General features: G+C 59.3%; 15 protein-coding genes. 10 read left to right on the top strand and 5 right to left on the bottom strand.

Annotated features, from left to right (window positions below):
* Positions 1–159: 159 nt before the first annotated feature.
* The 3 genes from AB7M26_RS21450 (at position 160) to AB7M26_RS21440 (ending at position 6,113) form a co-directional block, all read left to right on the top strand.
* Entirely contained in the window at positions 160–1,827 is a 1,668-nt protein-coding gene (locus tag AB7M26_RS21450; protein ID WP_123494671.1) for a VRR-NUC domain-containing protein, read from the top strand.
* Entirely contained in the window at positions 1,824–4,091 is a 2,268-nt protein-coding gene (locus AB7M26_RS21445) for an ATP-dependent DNA helicase (protein WP_123494672.1), read from the top strand. The genes AB7M26_RS21450 and AB7M26_RS21445 overlap by 4 nt, the downstream gene beginning before the upstream one ends.
* A gap of 99 nt (positions 4,092–4,190) precedes the next feature.
* On the top strand, positions 4,191–6,113 hold the full coding sequence (locus AB7M26_RS21440; RefSeq protein WP_123494673.1) for a hybrid sensor histidine kinase/response regulator: 1,923 nt from the start codon (positions 4,191–4,193) through the stop codon (positions 6,111–6,113).
* 199 nt (positions 6,114–6,312) lie between these two features.
* Here the strand turns inward: AB7M26_RS21440 and AB7M26_RS21435 are convergent, their stop codons facing one another.
* The 3 genes from AB7M26_RS21435 to AB7M26_RS21425 form a co-directional block, all read right to left on the bottom strand.
* Positions 6,313–6,789 carry a hemerythrin domain-containing protein gene (locus AB7M26_RS21435; RefSeq protein ID WP_038983335.1) on the bottom strand — a complete coding sequence of 159 codons (477 nt, stop codon included), beginning with the start codon at positions 6,787–6,789 and terminating at the stop codon, positions 6,313–6,315.
* A gap of 223 nt (positions 6,790–7,012) precedes the next feature.
* A complete protein-coding gene (locus AB7M26_RS21430) occupies positions 7,013–8,359 on the bottom strand; it encodes a cation:proton antiporter (RefSeq protein WP_123494675.1) in 1,347 nt (448 codons plus the stop codon).
* A gap of 55 nt (positions 8,360–8,414) precedes the next feature.
* Positions 8,415–9,026: a Yip1 family protein gene (locus AB7M26_RS21425; protein ID WP_123494676.1), complete on the bottom strand. Its 612-nt coding sequence runs from the start codon at positions 9,024–9,026 to the stop codon at positions 8,415–8,417.
* 171 nt (positions 9,027–9,197) lie between these two features.
* On the opposite strand from AB7M26_RS21425, the gene AB7M26_RS21420 reads away from it, so the two are divergent.
* From AB7M26_RS21420 to AB7M26_RS21410, 3 genes are read left to right on the top strand one after another with little or no spacing between them, the layout of a single operon-like run.
* On the top strand, positions 9,198–9,722 hold the full coding sequence (locus tag AB7M26_RS21420; RefSeq protein ID WP_123494677.1) for a CinA family protein: 525 nt from the start codon (positions 9,198–9,200) through the stop codon (positions 9,720–9,722).
* Positions 9,719–10,237: a hypothetical protein gene (locus AB7M26_RS21415; protein ID WP_123494678.1), complete on the top strand. Its 519-nt coding sequence runs from the start codon at positions 9,719–9,721 to the stop codon at positions 10,235–10,237. Before AB7M26_RS21420 ends, AB7M26_RS21415 begins: the two co-directional genes overlap by 4 nt.
* A gap of 7 nt (positions 10,238–10,244) precedes the next feature.
* Entirely contained in the window at positions 10,245–10,691 is a 447-nt protein-coding gene (locus AB7M26_RS21410; RefSeq protein WP_123359447.1) for a DUF421 domain-containing protein, read from the top strand.
* Positions 10,692–10,819: 128 nt separating this feature from the next.
* Here the strand turns inward: AB7M26_RS21410 and AB7M26_RS21405 are convergent, their stop codons facing one another.
* Positions 10,820–11,677: an SDR family oxidoreductase gene (locus AB7M26_RS21405; protein ID WP_123494679.1), complete on the bottom strand. Its 858-nt coding sequence runs from the start codon at positions 11,675–11,677 to the stop codon at positions 10,820–10,822.
* Between the two features lie 195 nt (positions 11,678–11,872).
* Here AB7M26_RS21405 and trbK point away from each other — a divergent pair, with 195 nt between their 5' ends.
* Positions 11,873–12,046, top strand: coding sequence for an entry exclusion lipoprotein TrbK (gene trbK / locus AB7M26_RS21400; protein ID WP_123495383.1), 174 nt, complete (start codon positions 11,873–11,875; stop codon positions 12,044–12,046).
* Positions 12,047–12,125: 79 nt separating this feature from the next.
* Here the strand turns inward: trbK and AB7M26_RS21395 are convergent, their stop codons facing one another.
* Positions 12,126–13,280, bottom strand: a complete 1,155-nt coding sequence (locus tag AB7M26_RS21395; RefSeq protein ID WP_123494680.1) for a MalY/PatB family protein — start codon at positions 13,278–13,280, stop codon at positions 12,126–12,128.
* Positions 13,281–13,519: 239 nt separating this feature from the next.
* On the opposite strand from AB7M26_RS21395, the gene fdnG reads away from it, so the two are divergent.
* From fdnG to AB7M26_RS21380, 3 genes are read left to right on the top strand one after another with little or no spacing between them, the layout of a single operon-like run.
* Entirely contained in the window at positions 13,520–16,585 is a 3,066-nt protein-coding gene (gene fdnG / locus AB7M26_RS21390) for a formate dehydrogenase-N subunit alpha (RefSeq protein WP_148050125.1), read from the top strand.
* Positions 16,586–17,530 (top strand): formate dehydrogenase subunit beta, encoded by a 945-nt coding sequence (gene fdxH, locus AB7M26_RS21385; RefSeq protein ID WP_123494684.1) that lies wholly within the window; start codon positions 16,586–16,588, stop codon positions 17,528–17,530.
* Positions 17,527–18,180 (top strand): formate dehydrogenase subunit gamma, encoded by a 654-nt coding sequence (locus tag AB7M26_RS21380; RefSeq protein ID WP_123494685.1) that lies wholly within the window; start codon positions 17,527–17,529, stop codon positions 18,178–18,180. The genes fdxH and AB7M26_RS21380 overlap by 4 nt, the downstream gene beginning before the upstream one ends.
* The last annotated feature ends 2 nt before the right edge of the window (positions 18,181–18,182 follow it).

Here is an 18,182-nt window from a genome sequence, read left to right as displayed (position 1 = left end):
TCCATCGTCACTGTGCCTCTAACGCGGTTGGTGCGATGGAATGGCAGAAAGTTCGATGGTCACCCGAAAATTGTCGGATAGCGTCGCCACTGATCCTTTTCCGTTTGCACCGGGTGGGGCATAGCTGGTATCTGTACGCATAACCAGTACTCGTTTGCCATGGCCCTATTGCCCGTGATTGTAAATCCTCTCGATGATCCGTTCTATTACTTGAACAACTTCATGCAAGTGCTTGATTGGCTTGAACATCGTTATGCCGATGTATTGAGCCTCGAGGAACAGGATTTCATCCGCGACTTCAATCGATTGCCCCGCGAGTCCCAAGCCTTGCTGGTCAGACTGGTGATGCGCAAGGGTGTGCATTTCAGGGCCGGCAAACTGAGTTACGTCGAGATCGGCGACATCGACAACGCTGCGGCGCCGTTGCTGGCATCGGGCTGGATCGATGAGCAGTCGCCATTACACATCGAGGACTTGTTCGAGGTGTTGCTCAAGGCCGAGATTCTCCAGTGCCTTGGCGGCGCCATCGATCAGCCCAAAGGCAAAAAGACTGATTGGCTGCCGGCCCTGAGCGAGCAGTTTCCCGAAGCACACAGTTTTGCCCAATGGTGTCCGGCACTGAATGATCGATTGTTCAGCCTGACGGTCATGGGCCTGTGCGACCGATTGCGGCTGATGTTCTTCGGCAATCTTTACCAGGACTGGTCGGAATTCGTGCTGGCCGACCTGGGCATCTTTACCTACGAAAAAGTCGAGTTCTGCGCCGAGTCCCGCGGCTTGCGCAGTCGCGAGGACGTCGATGCCTGCCTGTTTCTGCACAGCTGCCAGCAGCGTTTCGAGGCTGGTGAAGACGTGGCGGCGATTGTCGAGCTGATCAACGGGCTGCAGTTCGACAATCCCTGGCTGCAAAAACGTCGGGGCAAGTTGCTGTTCCAGATCGGTCAGCACTGCGAGCGCGTCGCGGATTTTTCCACTGCCCTGAACCTCTACCGCCAATGCGCCTACCCCGGCGCGCGTCTGCGGTTGATTCGCGTGCTGGAGCGCTGTGCTGAATACCAACTGGCGATGGACCTGGCCATCCACGCCGAGCAAGCCCCTGAAAGCGCTGCCGAGCATCAGCATCTATCGCGTGTGCTGCCCAGACTGCGGCGCAAACTGGGCGGGCCACCGATCAAGCGGCCACCCCCTCGGGCCATGCAGCGTCTAGACCTGCAACTGCCCCGGCACGATCCGGCGTTGTCGGTGGAGTCTTACGTTCAGGCGCACCTGGCGGACGATTCGGCGCCGGTGCATTACGTCGAGAACAGCCTGATCAACTCACTGTTCGGGTTGCTGTGCTGGCCGGCGATCTTCGCGCCGTTGCCGGGGGCGTTTTTTCACCCGTTCCAGCGCGGTCCGGTGGACCTGCTGAACGAAGATTTTCATGCGCGGCGCGTGGATCTGTTCCAGGCCTGCCTCGCGGAACTCGATGACGGGCGTTATGTGCAAACCGTGCGCGAGCGTTACAGCGCCAAGTGGGGCGTGCAATCACCGTTCGTATTCTGGGGGGCGCTGAGCGAGGAACTGCTGGAGCAGGCGCTCGACTGTCTGCCCGCCGAACACCTCAAGCACTGGTTCAATCGCCTGCTGCTCGACATCAAGGCCAACCGCGCCGGCATGCCGGACTTGATCCAGTTTTGGCCGCAAGACAAAACCTACCGGATGATCGAAGTCAAAGGCCCCGGCGATCGGCTACAAGACAATCAATTGCGTTGGCTGGAATTCTGTCACGAGCACCAGATGCCGATCGCCGTGTGCTACGTGCAATGGGCGGAGCAGGGCGCGTGAGCTACAGCATTGCGGTGCGGGCGCTGTGTGAATTCACCGCCAAGGTCGGCGACCTCGATCTGCGCTTTACCCCGTCGCCAACTGCGCTGGAAGGCATCGTTGGGCATCGCACCGTGGCGTCACGGCGCAGCGAGGGTTACCAGAATGAAGTCGCGCTGGAGGGCCAGTATCGAACCTTGACGGTAAAGGGCCGGGCGGACGGCTACGATCCGGTGCAAAACTGCCTCGAAGAAGTTAAAACCTACCGTGGCGACCTGAGCAAGCAACCGGCCAATCACCGGCAGTTGCACTGGGCGCAGGCGAAGATCTACGGCGCGTTGATGTGCCAGAAACTGCAGTTGGAACGCATCAATCTGGCGCTGGTGTACTTCGATATCGTCAGCGAAAAGGAAACCTGTCTGGTTGAGGCCTTCAGCGCCGCCGAACTACAGCTGTTCTTCGAACACCACTGCGGATTGTTCCTGCATTGGGCCGAACAGGAAATGGCCCATCGCGAAGGACGCAATCTGGCGGCGCAACAGCTGGCATTTCCCCATGCCGACTTTCGTCCCGGGCAACGGCATCTGGCCGAGTCGGTGTTCAAGGCGGTCAGCACCGGTCAGTGCCTGATGGCCCAGGCACCGACCGGCATCGGCAAGACCGTTGGCACGCTGTTCCCGATGCTCAAGGCCTTGGCGCCACAGCAATTGGACAAGGTGTTCTTTCTCACGGCGAAAACTCCGGGGCGCAAATTGGCGCTGGACGCCGCGCAGGTCATCCTCGACAGCGCCGACGCTCCGCCATTGCGAGTCCTCGAGATGATCGCCCGGGACAAGGCTTGCGAGCACCCGGACAAGGCCTGCCATGGCGAGTCCTGCCCGTTGGCCCAGGGTTTTTATGATCGTTTGCCGGCCGCACGTCAGGCGGCCAGCCAACTGAGCTTATTGAACCAGAGTGCCTTGCGCGAGGTTGCCCTGCAGCATGACGTTTGTCCCTACTACCTGAGCCAGGAAATGGCCCGCTGGGCGGACGTGGTAGTGGCCGACTACAACTACTATTTCGACTTCAGTGCGCTGCTGTTCGGGCTGGCCCAGGCCAATAACTGGAAAGTCGCGGTGCTGGTGGACGAAGCCCACAATCTGGTGGAGCGCGGCCGGCAGATGTACAGCGCCAGCCTCGACCAGGCGACGTTGAACAGCGTGCGAAAAGCCGCGCCTGAGCCACTGAAGAGATCCTTGCAACGGGTCAATCGTGAATGGAATGCCCTGCATGATCAGCAGCTGAGCCCCTATCAAGCCTACGACAAAGCCCCGGAAAAGCTGCTTCAGGCGCTGTCCTTATGCTGCGCGAGCATCGGCGACTACCTGAATGATCACCCTCAGGGCCTGGACAGCGGGTTGCAGAATTTTTACTTCGACATGCTGCAATTCGGCCGTGTGGCTGAACTGTTCGATGAACATTTCCTGTTCGACATCAGCAAACGTGACCTCGAGCGCAAGCGCAACCTGTCGCAACTGTGCCTGCGCAATGTGGTGCCCGCCGCTTTCATTCGCCCGCGCCTGACTGCTGCGCGTAGCGCTGTACTGTTTTCCGCCACCCTGAGCCCTCGGCATTACTACGCCGACTTGCTGGGTACACCGGCGAATACAGTCTGGATTGATGTGGAGTCGCCGTTCAGCGCCGAACAGCTTCAAGTGCACATCGTCAGCCAGATTTCGACCCGCTTTGTCCACCGACAGGCGTCCCTTGAACCCATCGTCGAACTGATCGCCAAACAGTTCACTCAGCGCCCCGGTAATTACCTGGCGTTTTTCAGCAGCTTCGATTATTTGCAGCAAGTGGCGCAGTTGCTGGCCGAGCGGCATCCACACATCACGCTGTGGTCGCAGTCCCGGGGAATGGGGGAAGGGTCGCGTCAGGCCTTTCTCGATCAATTCACCGTCCATGGTCAGGGCGTCGGCTTTGCGGTACTGGGTGGAGCATTCGGCGAAGGCATCGATCTCCCCGGCGCGCGATTGATTGGTGCATTCATTGCCACACTGGGGCTGGCGCAACTCAATCCGGTCAACGAACAGATGAAACAGCGCATGGCGGCGATTTTCGGTGCCGGGTATGACTACACCTACCTGTTTCCTGGCGTGCAGAAAGTCGTGCAAGCGGCGGGGCGGGTGATCCGCACTCAGCAGGATCAAGGGGTGGTGATGCTGATCGATGACCGGTTTGGCGAGAGCAAGGTCAAGCAATTGCTGCCGTGCTGGTGGTCGATGAAATCGGCGCCTTTTTAGCCTGTTGAGTAGTGTCCTCATCACGTATTGGTTTTTTTGAATTTCCAAACGAGCGGTTTGTCGCATACTCCAGAAGAACAACAATAAGGACAGGGATCCATGAGCGATGACCGGACCAAGACCAATGCCATCGAGGAGATGCGTTTTCGTCTGCTGATTGATGCCGTGGTCGACTACGCGATCTACATGATTGACCCCGATGGCATCATCACCAGTTGGAACGCTGGCGCCAAGCGTTTCAAAGGGTATGAGGAAGCGGAAATTCTCGGCCAGCATTTCTCGCGTTTCTATACCGAAGAGGACCGCAAGGCCGGTTTGCCTCAGCGCGCCCTTGATACCGCCATTCACGAAGGGCGTTTCGAGGGCGAAGGCTGGCGGGTTCGCAAGGACGGCACGCATTTCTGGTCCCACGTCATCATCGATCCCATTCTCGATCCGTCGGGCAAGTTGTTGGGTTTTGCCAAGATCACCCGGGATTTGACCGACCGCAAAATGGCCGAAGAAACCCTCAAGCAAAGTGAGCAGCAGTTCCGGCTGCTGGTGCAGAGCGTCACCGACTACGCCATCTACATGCTCGCCCCGGATGGACGCCTGACCAACTGGAATCTGGGGGCTCAGCGAATCAAGGGCTACCGGCCCGAAGAAGTTATCGGCCAGCATTTCTCGATGTTTTACACCCCTGAAGACCGCGAAGCCGGTGAACCCCAGCGTGCGCTGGAGATCGCTACACGCGAGGGGCGATTCGAAAACAAGGCCTGGCGCGTGCGCAAGGACGGTACGCGGTTTTTCGCGCATGTCGTGGTCGACCCGATTTGGGGCGAAACCGGCACGTTGCTGGGGTTTGCCAAGATCACTCGGGACATCACCGAGGTGACCCAAGCCCAGCAAGCGCTTGAGAAAACCCGCGAAGCGTTGTTTCAGGCGCAAAAGATGCAGGCCATCGGTCAACTCAGCGGGGGGATTGCCCACGACTTCAATAATCTGCTGACCGTTATCCTTGGCAATCTGGAGGTCGTTCGCAAACGTGCGGCGGACGACCCGAGAATTACCCGTTTGCTCGACAATGCCACCCAAGGCGCCTTGCGCGGCGTTTCCCTGACCCAGCGCATGCTGGCGTTTGCCAGGCGTCAGGAACTCAAGACCGAATCCGTTGAGATACCAGTACTGATAGAGGGGATTACCGGGCTGTTGCGCAGCTCTCTGGGGCCTGCGGTGAGCATAGAAACCCGCTTTGCGCCTGGACTTGAACCGGTGATGGCCGACGTCAATCAGCTCGAACTGGCGGTGCTTAATCTGGCGACCAACGCCCGTGATGCCATGCCCGACGGTGGGAAACTTGTCATCAGTGCACAGACAGAAGAGATCTGCGATCAGGCGAAACTCGCCCTGACGCCAGGCCGCTATGTCTGCCTGAGTGTCACGGATATAGGGGAGGGCATGGATGACGCTACCCTGGCGTCGGCAATGGACCCTTTCTTCACCACAAAAGGTGTCGGCAAAGGCACAGGCCTGGGGTTGTCGATGGTTCACGGGTTTACTGAACAACTGGGGGGACGCTTCATCCTCAAAAGCCAGAAGGACGTGGGCACCACTGCCGAACTCTGGTTACCCGTTGCGCTAGCCGACTCGACCACCGAACCCGCTATTGAAGAGGCCGCCATGTCGCGGGTGCCTCGTCTGTGTGTGTTGGTGGTGGACGACGACAGTCTGGTGTTGACCAGTACCAGCCTGTTGCTTGAGGACCTGGGTCATCGGGTGATCAGTGCAGCGTCCGGCGCACAGGCACTGGAGCTGTTCGACAGCGAGCACGACGTTGACCTGGTCATTACGGACATGGTCATGCCCAAGATGAGTGGCGCGCAATTGGCACAGGCTATTCGGGTGATAAGGCCGCACCTGCCGATCATCCTTGCCACCGGTTATGCGGAGCGCCTGGAAGGCTTCGCAGCCAGACTTCCACGCCTGTCCAAGCCCTTTACCCAACTTAATCTGGTGGAAGTCATTGCCTTGGCGATGAAGTGACACCTTCCGTTCGGGGGCATGGTGGTGCTCCTTTGTGGCGAGCGAGCTTGCTCGCGCTGGGCTGCGTAGCGGCCCCAAAAATCTGACAGCATTGCCGACTTTTGTGAGCGCTACGCACTCAAGCGGGAGCAAGCTCCCTCGCCACAGGTTTTTCACTGACTCCAGACATCCGTAGATCATTCTTTGCTATCACCCCCCATCAAGCAGCGAGATTGGGCGCGCCCAGTTCTTTTTTGTAGCGTGCTTTCAGGCTTTCCATTTCTGCACCCAATTCGTCGAGTGTCGTTTTGCCCAGCAGTTTTTTGGCCTGAGGAAACATTTCCTTTTCCTCTTCTTCAATGTGATGTTCCAGCAGCTCCTTGACCACTTTCACGCGACCGGCAAATTCGAGAGTGGAGGGGTCAGTGGTTTTCAGGTCCGGAAGCACCAGCGTATCGACGGTGCGATGTTCTTCCTTGGCTTCGTAATACATCACGTCCTGTTCCTTGCCCCCGGCTTTTTTATACGCCGGGTACAAGACTTCCTCTTCCAGACGGGTATGGATCTTGATTTCCATTTCCAGTTTGGCCAGCAACTCGGTGCGCTTTTTAACCCCACGCTCGGTGGACTCGCTCAACTGGGCCAGGATGCCTTTCACGCGTTCATGGTCGGCTTTCAACAGGTCAATGGCGTTCATGGTCAAACCTCTTGTTTAGTCACAGGTCAGGCGCAAACGGTCTTCCTGCCGTTGTCGCTCACACTGTTGGAGCATTTCCCGTGCCTGTTTCAATATCCAATAAAAAGCCAGTAAAAACAGTGGGTTGAAATCGACTTGAAACGGCGTTTGTCGTGCAACCTGCATGAATATCCGTTGCTGTTCAATGCAGGTTGACCGAACGATTGCCTCGCCTGAGAAGGTGTCAGGCGTCCGGTTTATTGCGCCGCTCATAACGGGCCAGCATCGGTTGAGTACTGATGCCATGCGCCAGAATGCTGAGCGCCACTACCGACAACGTCAGGTCAGTGCACAGCGTCGCTGCCGCCGGACCGAGGTCGTGATTCAAGGCGTAGAACAGGTAATAAAAGCTCCCGATCCCGCGAATCCCGAACCAGCCGATCAACAGCCGCTGGCGACCGTCCAGCAAGCGCCCCCACGGCATGAGCCATACACACAAGGGGCGAATGGCACAGAACAACACCAGTGCAACCACCAATGCTCGCCAATCCCAATGGCCCACCAGCACCACGCCCAGCAGGGTGACCAGAAACACTTCCATGGCCCGTTCCACCAGGCTACCGAATGCCAGCATGTCGCCCATCATGATCCCCGCCGCGACTTGTGTTTCTGGCAGATTCGCCACGTCGCCGTGGACGGCAGCCTCAGGTTCGACGTTCTGGTGGCCGACCACCGGTTGCACCAGATGCTCGGCGGGGATCCGTGCGTCGCCGGTGGATTTGACTTCGGCTTGTCGCAACCCCAGGCCGGCGGCGAATACCGACAGAAAGCCATAGCCATGGATCGCTTCGGCCGCGACATAAGCGAGGGCGATCAGGGCCAGGGTCAGGTAATCGTTGGGAGAAATAGTGCTGTCGGCATTGCGGATGCGCATCGACAAGGTCAAGCGACCGATGCCGTGGCCCATCCAGTAACCGGTCAACAAACCGACCGGCACGGCCCACAGCACACTTTTCAATGCCCACTCAGTGAGCCAGGCGTCGCTGTTGCCGCTCTGTTGCACAAATAGCAAGCCGAGGATCACGAAAGGGAAGGCGATGCCGTCGTTGAGGCCCGCTTCACCGGAGAGCCCGAAACGCACCGAGTCGTAATCCCTGGCGTCGTTGACTTGCACCAGCGAGGCCAGTACCGGATCGGTGGGGGCCAGAATCGCCCCGATCAGCAACGACGGCCCCCACGCCAGGGCAAAACCGTAATGCAGTAGCAGGCAGACGCCAATGATGGTCAAGATCATCACCGGTCCCGCCAGGCCGAACGCCACCCGCCATCGAAGATCCTTCAGCGGCAGGCGCAATTTGAGTCCGCAGACAAACAGCGAAAAGAGCACCGCGACTTCCGTCAGGTGCTCCATCCAGATCGCCGCGTCCTTGATGTCCAGCTTCAACAAGCCCAGGCCACCCGGACCGATCGCCACGCCCAGCGCCAGGCACACCGCCGACGTGGTCACCGGCATCCAGCGCAGATAGGACGAGGTCAGTGCCAGGGTCAGCAGCACCGCACCCAACACCGCCACCCATACAATAAAGCTCATGCCCGGTTCTCGGAGGTGTACCGCCGATCGCCGGCGGATGGCGGACTCAGGAAAATCAAACGCCAGTCACGCGCACGTACTCAGGTCCCAGGTAGTTGAACCAGAGCAGAATCATCTCCACCAAAATAGTCACCAGCACCAATAGCCCGACGCCCCATACGCTCGCCGCATTCAGCAGACCTTGCTCCTTGCGCTCGTGCATGAAGATCGGCAAACCGACGAACAGCAGAAACGTTGAATAGAGGGAGGCGGCCCCCAGCACGGTGATCGCCAGCCAGCGACTCGGATAGAGCCCGGCAATACCTGCAAGGAAGAACGGAGTGACGGTGTAGGCGGCAAAACCGATGCACTGATTGACGGTGGGGCGTGAGTCGAAGGTGCGCGACATCCAGCGGATGAACAGCCCCATCAGCACCACGCCGACGATGATGCTCAGGTACAGCAGCCCACTGAGTTGCAGGGCGCTGGCGGCACTGAGTTTGACCGTTTCGTTTTCGGCCAGGCTCCAGCCGACGTAGGTGGTCCCGATAAACAGGCACACGGCGGGAATCAAGGCGAGCAGCAGTAAATGAGCGAGGTAATGGCGCGGATTCGCTTCCTCTTCTTTACGAATATCTGTCCAGACGAAATTGGGCTGAGTGAACAGCCTGACCAAGGGTGCGGACATGTCGACCTCCAGATAGCGAGCGGCCCGGCATAGGGGCCCCTAGAAGTATTGAGGTGCATCCGTCGCCGGGGGTTCATTTTTTATCGGGTGCCTCAAGAGCGGTCGGCTGGAGGGAATGTTTACAAACGGCGAAGGTCAACCGAGCAGTTCCTCTTGTCTGGGTGCCTGGTCATGAACGTCAGCCAATCCGTCGTCGAATATTTGCGCCAACACGACTTGCGACTGACGACGGCCGAATCCTGTACGGCTGGAAAAATCGTGACTTTACTGGCCGAGGTGCCGAACAGCGGGGACCTGATCGAGAGCGGCTATGTGGTTTATTCCTGCGAAGCCAAGCAGCGATTGCTTAACGTCAGCCCCGATACGATCAAAACCTTCAACCTGACCAGTTGCGAAGTGGCTTGCGAAATGGCCTTGGGAGCATTGCGTGACAGCCCCGCCAATGTCGCGGTAGCCACCACCGGCATTTTGGGACCGGAGGATATCGACGGGATTCCCGCCGGCACCATCTGTTTTGCCTGGGCTTATCAGACTGAGCAAGGAAAGCGTGTTTTCACTCAACAGCATCGCTTTTTCGGGTCCCGTAGCAAGGTTCAGTTACTGGCCGCCGAACATGCCTTGAAGCGGATCTCGTTTTTTCATAAACGTGCCCTGGCCTGTGACAAGACCGGTGAACAAGATCGGGTAAATCAATGAACGAGCAATCCGGTCGCACCGAATACCACAGCCGCGATTTTCCGGTGCACGAAGACATGGCCTATCAGGTAAAGGTCTGGCGATTCGAGCGCTGGGGCTGGTACGTGATGGTGTTGCTGGTGGTGTTGGCGTTGCTCGGCTTGTTTTCCCGTGGCCCGCTCAGCTCCCAAGACGTTCACGGCAGCGATGGCAAGGTACGGGTGGAGTACGAGATGTTCCACCGTCATGGCTCGACCAATCCGATGAAGGTCAGTGTGATCGGCCGGCCGGATGCCACGGTTGAACTGGAACTGACCGGGAAACTGCTGGAGGGCTTCGAAATCGAAACCCTGCAACCGGAACCTGTGCGTGCACTCAGTGGCGAGCAGGGCATGAAACTGTGGGTACAAACGGACGCGCAAGGGCAGGCGAGTCTTTACCTGACTTTGCGTGGCGAGGGGCTGGGCCTGTTTCGCAGCCATATCGCCTCGCCCGGTGCAGCCCCCGTCAAGGTGGATCAATTCATTTTCCCTTAGGTGACTTATGGATTCGGTATTGCGCGCGGCCGTGATGTACCTGGCGTTAATGGTGCTGTTCAAAATTGCCGGTCGGCGCTCGCTGGCCGAACTGACGACGTTTGATTTCGTACTGCTGATGATCATCGGCGAGGCGACCCAACAAGCGCTGCTGGGCAATGATTTTTCACTGACCAATTCGATGCTGGTGATCGTTACGCTGATTGCCATCGATGTCGGGCTTTCATTGCTCAAACAGCGCTCGCAATGGGTGCAACGGCTGATCGATGGTGGGCCGACGATCATTGTCGAAAACGGCAAGATCCTGCACAAGCGCCTGCGCCATGCGCGGCTGGTGGAAGCGGATGTCATGGAGGCTGCGCGATCGAGCCAGGGCATTGAAACCCTTGAGCAGATCAAATTCGCCATCATCGAGCGCAATGGCAAGATTTCGGTGATTGCTCAAGAGCCCTGATTCACCGCGATCCCCGTAGGAGCTGTCGAAGGCTGCGATCTTTTGACTTTGATGTCAGCAAAAGCAAGATCAAAAGATCGCAGCCTTCGGCAGCTCCTACAGGGCCGAACGCAGGCCATCCGGTTGCGTCAAAGCATCGGTTTGCCGCCCGTGACGCCATACCGTTGCCCGGTGATGTAGCTGGCTTCATCCGAGGCCAGCAGCACATAGATCGGCGCGACTTCCACCGGTTGGCCGGGGCGGCCGAGCGGGGTTTGCGAGCCGAAGTTTTGCACGTCTTCCTCGGGCATGGTCGAGACGATCAGCGGCGTCCAGATCGGCCCCGGCGCCACGCTGTTTACCCGGATATTCTTTGGTCCCAGCATCTGTGCCAGGCCGGCGGAAAAGTTGGCAATCGCGCCCTTGGTGGTCGCGTAGGCCAGCAATGTCGGCTTGGGCATGTCGGAGTTGACCGAACTGGTGTTGATGATCGAACTGCCGGGCTTCATGTGTTTCAACGCGGCCTTACAGAGCCTGAACATGGCCGTGATGTTCACATCGAAGGTCATCACCCATTCTTCGTCCGGGATGTCTTCGATGTTTTCGTGGGTCATCTGGAAGGCGGCGTTGTTGACCAGAATGTCGATCCGGCCAAAGCGCTCCACCGTTTTATCCACCAGCGCCTGGCAGTGCGCTTTCTGCGCCACATCGCCGGGCAGCAGCAGGCATTGACGACCGGCCTGCTCGACCCAACGTGCGGTTTCCTGCGCATCTTCAGTTTCATTCAAGTAGGCAACCACCACATCCGCGCCTTCCCGGGCGAATGCAATCGCCACCGCACGGCCGATGCCGCTGTCGGCACCGGTGATCAGGGCAATCTTACCCTCCAGCCGACCCGAACCTTTGTAGCTCTGCTCGCCACAATCCGGGTAAGGGTCCATTTTCATCTGGACTCCGGGGACTGGCTGGCTTTGTTTCGGAAAGGGTGGTTTTGGATAGTCAGTCATCGGGAAATCTCCTCTGTTCAAGGCAAAAGATTCAAGCGGTACCAGCGCTCGTTGAGGGTTGACCCCGGTCTTTTGACTTGAGTTCGGTTGGACTTCCGACGGGTTTAGCGCAGGAGGAGAGCTCGTTGTTCCTGCATACACTCGACTCATGAGTTAGGCTCAATGCGATGCAAGAAACTCGATGAGGAATTGCTCATGAACACTCAATCGCTCGTTGCACTGGCACTCTCGTTGGCATGTCTCGCCGGCTGCGAAAACAAATACGATGTGAACGAGAAAAATTGCGAGCCGAAAAACTTCATGAAGCTGCCGGACGATCAGAAGCGGGAAGCCTTCATCAAGGCTTGTTTGGAGCGCATAACGCCTTGAACAGGATTCGATGCTGCGCCTATCGCCCATAAAAAACCCGATGCACAGGCATCGGGTTTTCGGTGTCAACCTGGGGGCGTCAGGCCTGGCGGTTACGCAAACTACGCTCCATCCGCGCGATCCCTTCTTCCAGCAGCGCCCGCGGGCAGCCGAAGTTCAGACGCACGAACTGCCGGGCGTGATCGCCGAAATCCAGCCCTGCGCTCAGCCCGACCTTGGCCTGTTCAAGGAAAAACTGCTGCGGGTTATCCAGCCCCAGCGCCGTGCAGTCGAGCCATGCCAGGTAAGTGCCCTGAGGGATGTTCATGGTCACACCCGGCAACCGCGTACGAACCGCCTCCACCAGATAATCCCGATTGCTTTGCAGGTAGGCCATGAGCTCGGTCAACCACGGGCCGCCTTCGCTGTAGGCGACGCGGGTGGCTTCCAGGCCCAGCGGGTTGACGCTGTCGACCATGCCGCAGCGAGCGCTGTTGACCCGATGACGCAGTGCCGCGTCCTGAATGATCATGAACGCAGTCTTCAAACCGGCGATGTTGTAAGCCTTGCTCGCCGACATCAGGGTGATGGTTCGCTTGGCGATCTGCGGGCTGAGCGAGGCGGTCGGAATGTGTACGCGCCCGTCGAAGCACAACTCGGAGTGGATCTCGTCGGAGATGATCCAGGCATCCTGCTCCAGGCAAATGTCGGCGACCGCTTGCAGCTCCTCACGCGGGAAGACCTTGCCCAGCGGGTTATGCGGGTTGCTCAGCAGCAGCGCGCCGCCCCCTTGCAGCGCTTCGCGCAAGGTATCGAGTGGCGTGGCATACGTGCCATCGGCCAACGCGTCGAAATCCAGTTCGACTTTGTTCAGCTGCCAGTGGCCCGGCGCATGGCGCAGCGGCGGGTAGTTTGGCGTCTGCACGACCACGTTCTGCTGCGGCTGAACCAGCGCATGCAGGGCCATGTTGAACCCCGACTCGATACCCGGCAGGAATATCAGCTCCTGAGGTTGCACGCGCCAGGCGTACTTGCTCCACAGGTCGGCGACGATGGCGTCACGCAAGTCATCCTGAGCCACGCTGTAACCGAGCATCGGGTGTTCCAGGCGTTTTTGCAGCGCCTGAATGATCGCTGGCGGCGCGGCAAAGTCCATGTCGGCGACCCACATCGGCAACACGTCGGCCGGGTAGCGGCTCCATTTGGTACTGCCGGTGCCATGGCGGTCGAACACCTGATCAAAATCGAAAGTCATGCTCAGTCTCATAAAAGGCAGGGGGTTAATCCGGTGGCCATGATAAGCGCCAAACCCACAGGTCGCTCCCATTAATTGTGTTTCCGACTGGCTTGCGGAATTACCCGACTGTCGGTTTTCACACAGCACAAAACAGCATTGTCTACAGTTTAAAGTGGCGGTAGTTCCGTTGCCGTCACCGTGATCGTCCAGAAAAACCCGGCCAATGTACCGGGTTTCCACCTGATCAGGAGTGCACGATGGACCTCAACCGTCGTCAGTTCTTCAAGGTCGCTGGTCTCGGCCTTGCGGGCTCAAGCCTCGGCGCGCTGGGCATGGCCCCGACGCCCGCTTTCGCCGAACAAGTGCGTCATTTCAAGCTCGCCCATACCCATGAAACCCGCAACACCTGCCCGTACTGCTCGGTCGGTTGCGGCTTGATCATGTACAGCCAGGGTGACAACGCGAAGAATGTCGCCCAGAGCATCATCCACATCGAAGGCGATGCCGACCACCCCGTCAATCGCGGCACCCTCTGCCCCAAAGGCGCAGGCCTGCTCGATTTCATTCACAGCCCCAGCCGTCTGCAGTACCCGCAGGTGCGCAAGCCCGGCACCACGGAATGGACGCGAATCTCCTGGGATGAAGCGCTGGATCGCATCGCCGACCTGATGAAGGCCGACCGCGACGCCCACTTCATCGAGAAGAACGCCCAGGGGCAAACGGTGAACCGCTGGCTGAGCACCGGTTTCCTCGCGGCGTCGGCATCGTCCAACGAAGCGGGTTACATCACCCACAAGGTGATTCGCAGTCTCGGCATGCTGGGGTTCGATAACCAGGCACGTGTCTGACATGGCCCGACGGTGGCAAGTCTTGCCCCGACGTATGGCCGTGGTGCCATGACCAACCACTGGACCGATATCGCCAACGCGAATCTGGTTCTGGTGATGGGTGGCAATGCCGCCGAAGCGCACCCTTGCGGTTTCAAATGGGTGACAGAAGCCAAAGCCCATAACAAGGCGCGGCTGATTGTGGTCGACCCGCGTTTCACCCGTACCGCCTCGGTGGCCGACTATTACGCGCCGATCCGCACCGGCACCGACATAGCCTTCATGGGCGGGCTGATCAATTACCTGCTCACCGAAGACAAGATCCAGCACGAATACGTGCGTGCCTATACGGACGTGTCGTTCATCGTCAAGGCCAACTACGGTTTCGAGGACGGCTTGTTCAGCGGTTACGACGCGAGCAAGCGCATCTACACCGACAAGTCTGGTTGGGGCTATGAAATCGGCGAAGACGGTTTCGCCAAAGTCGACCCGACCTTGCAAGACCCACGCTGCGTCTACCAATTAATGAAGCAGCATTACAGCCGCTACACCCTGGAGCTGGCCAGTCAGGTCTGCGGCATGCCCGTGGACGCGATGCAGAAAATCTGGGAAGAGATCGCCACGTGCTCGCAACCGGGCAAAACCATGACGATTCTCTATGCGTTGGGCTGGACCCAGCATTCGACCGGCTCGCAGATGATCCGCAGCGCGGCCATGGTGCAACTGCTGCTGGGCAACGTCGGTATGCCGGGCGGGGGTGTCAACGCCCTGCGCGGGCACTCCAACATCCAGGGCCTGACCGACCTGGGCTTGCTGTCCAACCTGCTGCCCGGTTACCTGACCCTGCCGGCCGAGGCCGAACAGGACTACAACGCCTACATCGCCAAACGTGCACTCAAGCCATTACGCCCCGGGCAGATGTCCTACTGGCAGAACTACGGCAAATTCCACGTCAGCCTGATGAAAGCCTGGTACGGCGCCAATGCCACCGCCGAGAACAACTGGGGTTACGACTGGTTGCCCAAGCTGGATATCCCCGGCTACGACATCCTGAAAATGTTCGACATGATGGGCAAGGGCGAGGTCAATGGCTACATGTGCCAGGGCTTCAACCCGATCGCCGCGTTGCCGGACAAGAACCGGGTGATGAAGGCGCTGGCCAAACTCAAGTGGCTGGTGGTGATGGACCCACTGGCCACCGAAACCTCGGAATTCTGGCGCAACGCCGGTCCTTACAACGACGTGGAAACGGCCAGCATCCAGACCGAAGTCATCCGTCTGCCCACCACCTGTTTCGCTGAAGAAAACGGTTCGCTGGTCAACAGCGGTCGCTGGCTGCAATGGCACTGGAAGGGGGCCGATGGCCCGGGGCAGGCGCGCACGGACGTTAAGATCATGGCCGAGCTGTTCTTGCGCCTGCGCCAGCGTTACCAGGCCAACGGCGGTGCCTGGGCCGAGCCAATCCTCAAGCTCGACTGGCCGTACAAAGTGCCCGATGACCCGACGCCGGAAGAGCTGGCCCGGGAATTCAACGGCTACGCCGTATCCGATGTCACCGATGCTTCGGGCGCGGTGATCAAGACCGGTCAGCAGCTGTCCGGCTTCGGCCAACTCAAGGACGATGGCAGCACGGCATCCGGGTGCTGGATCTTCTGCGGCAGCTGGACCGAGCAGGGCAACAACATGGCCCGGCGTGACAACAGCGATCCTTTCGGCATGAAGCAGAACCTGGGCTGGGCCTGGGCCTGGCCGGCGAATCGCCGGATTCTCTACAACCGCGCCTCTTGCGACCCCCAAGGCAAACCGTGGGACCCAAACAAACGGCTGGTGTGGTGGAACGGCAAGGTCTGGACCGGCACCGACGTGCCCGACTACAAGGCCGATGTGCCGCCGGAAGCCGGGATGAACCCGTTCATCATGAACCCCGAAGGCGTGGCGCGTTTCTTCGCCCTCGACAAGATGAACGAAGGGCCGTTCCCGGAACACTATGAACCGTTCGAGACGCCCATTGGCATCAACCCGATGCACCCCAACAACAAGCAGGCCACCAGCAACCCGGCCGGACGGGTCTTCGATTCCGTCTGGGACACCCTCGGGCAGGCCAAGGACTTCCCTTATGCGGCGACCAGCTACCGGCTGACCGAACACTTCCACTTCTGGACCAAGCATTGCCCGATCAACGCCGTGACCCAACCCGAGCAGTTTGTCGAAATCGGCGAGGTGCTGGCCAAGGAGAAGGGCATTGCTGCCGGTGACCGGGTGCGGGTCAGCTCCAAGCGCGGGCATATCGAAGCGGTGGCGGTGGTGACCAAGCGGATTCGTCCGCTGCAGGTCAATAACCAAGTGGTGCACCAGATCGGTATCCCGTTGCACTGGGGCTTCACCGGCGCCACCCGTCACGGTTACCTGACCAACACCCTGGTGCCGTTCCTCGGCGATGGCAACACACAGACCCCGGAATCCAAGTCATTCCTGGTCAACGTGGAGAAAGTCTAAATGGCCAGCCAAGACATCATCGCCCGTTCGGCCACCACCACGATGCCGCCCTCGGTGCGCACGCAAGAGGAAGTGGCCAAGCTGATCGACACCACCAAGTGCATTGGCTGCAAGGCCTGCCAGGTCGCCTGCTCGGAATGGAACGAGTTGCGCGACGACGTTGGTCACAACCTCGGCACCTACGATAACCCTCAGGACCTCAGCGCAGACACCTGGACCTTGATGCGCTTCACCGAGCATGAAACCGACGCCGGCAACCTCGAATGGCTGATTCGCAAAGACGGCTGCATGCACTGCGCCGAGCCCGGCTGCCTGGCGGCGTGCCCCAGCCCCGGCGCGATCATCAAGCACGCCAACGGCATCGTCGATTTCGATCAGGACCACTGCATCGGCTGCGGGTATTGCATCACCGGTTGCCCGTTCAACATTCCGCGCATCTCGCAAAAGGACCACAAGGCTTATAAATGCACGCTGTGCTCGGACCGCGTGGCGGTGGGGCTGGAACCGGCCTGCGTAAAAACCTGCCCGACCGGCGCCATCGTTTTCGGCAGCAAGGAAGACATGAAAGAACACGCGGCCGAACGTATCGTCGACCTCAAGAGTCGCGGTTTCGAAAACGCCGGTTTGTATGACCCCGAGGGGGTCGGCGGCACCCACGTCATGTATGTGCTGCACCATGCCGACACGCCCAGGTTGTATGCCGGGCTACCGGATCACCCGGCGATCAGCCCGCTGGTGGACCTGTGGAAAGGCCTGAGCAAACCCCTGGCGTTGCTCGCCATGGGCGCGGCGGTGCTGGCCGGGTTCTTCCATTACGTGCGTGTCGGCCCACAACTGGTCGAGGAGGACGAACATCCAGTTACCGTCGACCCGGCGGTGCATGAGTTCGATCCATCGGTGCACACCTTTGATCCGACGAAACCCGGCGGGGAGGACAGGCCATGAACGACAAATCGATCCTGCGCTACACCGCCAACCAGCGCACCAATCACTGGCTGGTGGCGATTCTGTTTCTCGCGGCCGCGCTGTCGGGGCTGGCCTTGTTCCACCCGGGATTGTTCTGGCTCAGCAACCTGTTTGGCGGCGGTTCGTGGACGCGCATTCTGCATCCGTACATGGGCGTGGCGATGTTTGTGCTGTTCCTCGGCCTGGTGTTCAGCTTCTGGCGGGCGAATTATTTCAGCGCTAACGATCGGTTGTGGCTCAGGCGCGTTGGGACTGTCATGCGCAACGAGGAGGAGGGCGTGCCGCCGATCGGCAAGTACAACCCGGCGCAGAAGCTGCTGTTCTGGGTGTTGCTGATCTGCATGCTGGTGCTGTTGTTCAGCGGGCTGGTGATCTGGCGTGCCTGGTTCAGCGCGTACTTCGGCATCACCGGTATTCGCTGGGCGATGCTGCTGCATGCACTGGCGGGCTTCATTCTGGTGCTGAGCATCATCGTCCACGTCTATGCCGGTATCTGGATTCGCGGCTCGGTCCACGCCATGGTGCGTGGCCGGGTCAGCCGCGCCTGGGCGAGAAGACACCATGAGCTCTGGTACCAGGAAGTGACCCGAGACGAGACGCCTGAGCGACCGATCACAAAAAAAGGATGACC

It is taken from the genome of Pseudomonas sp. F-14 TE3482 (genome assembly GCF_053629455.1).
This window is presented reverse-complemented; position numbering and strand designations above follow the sequence as displayed.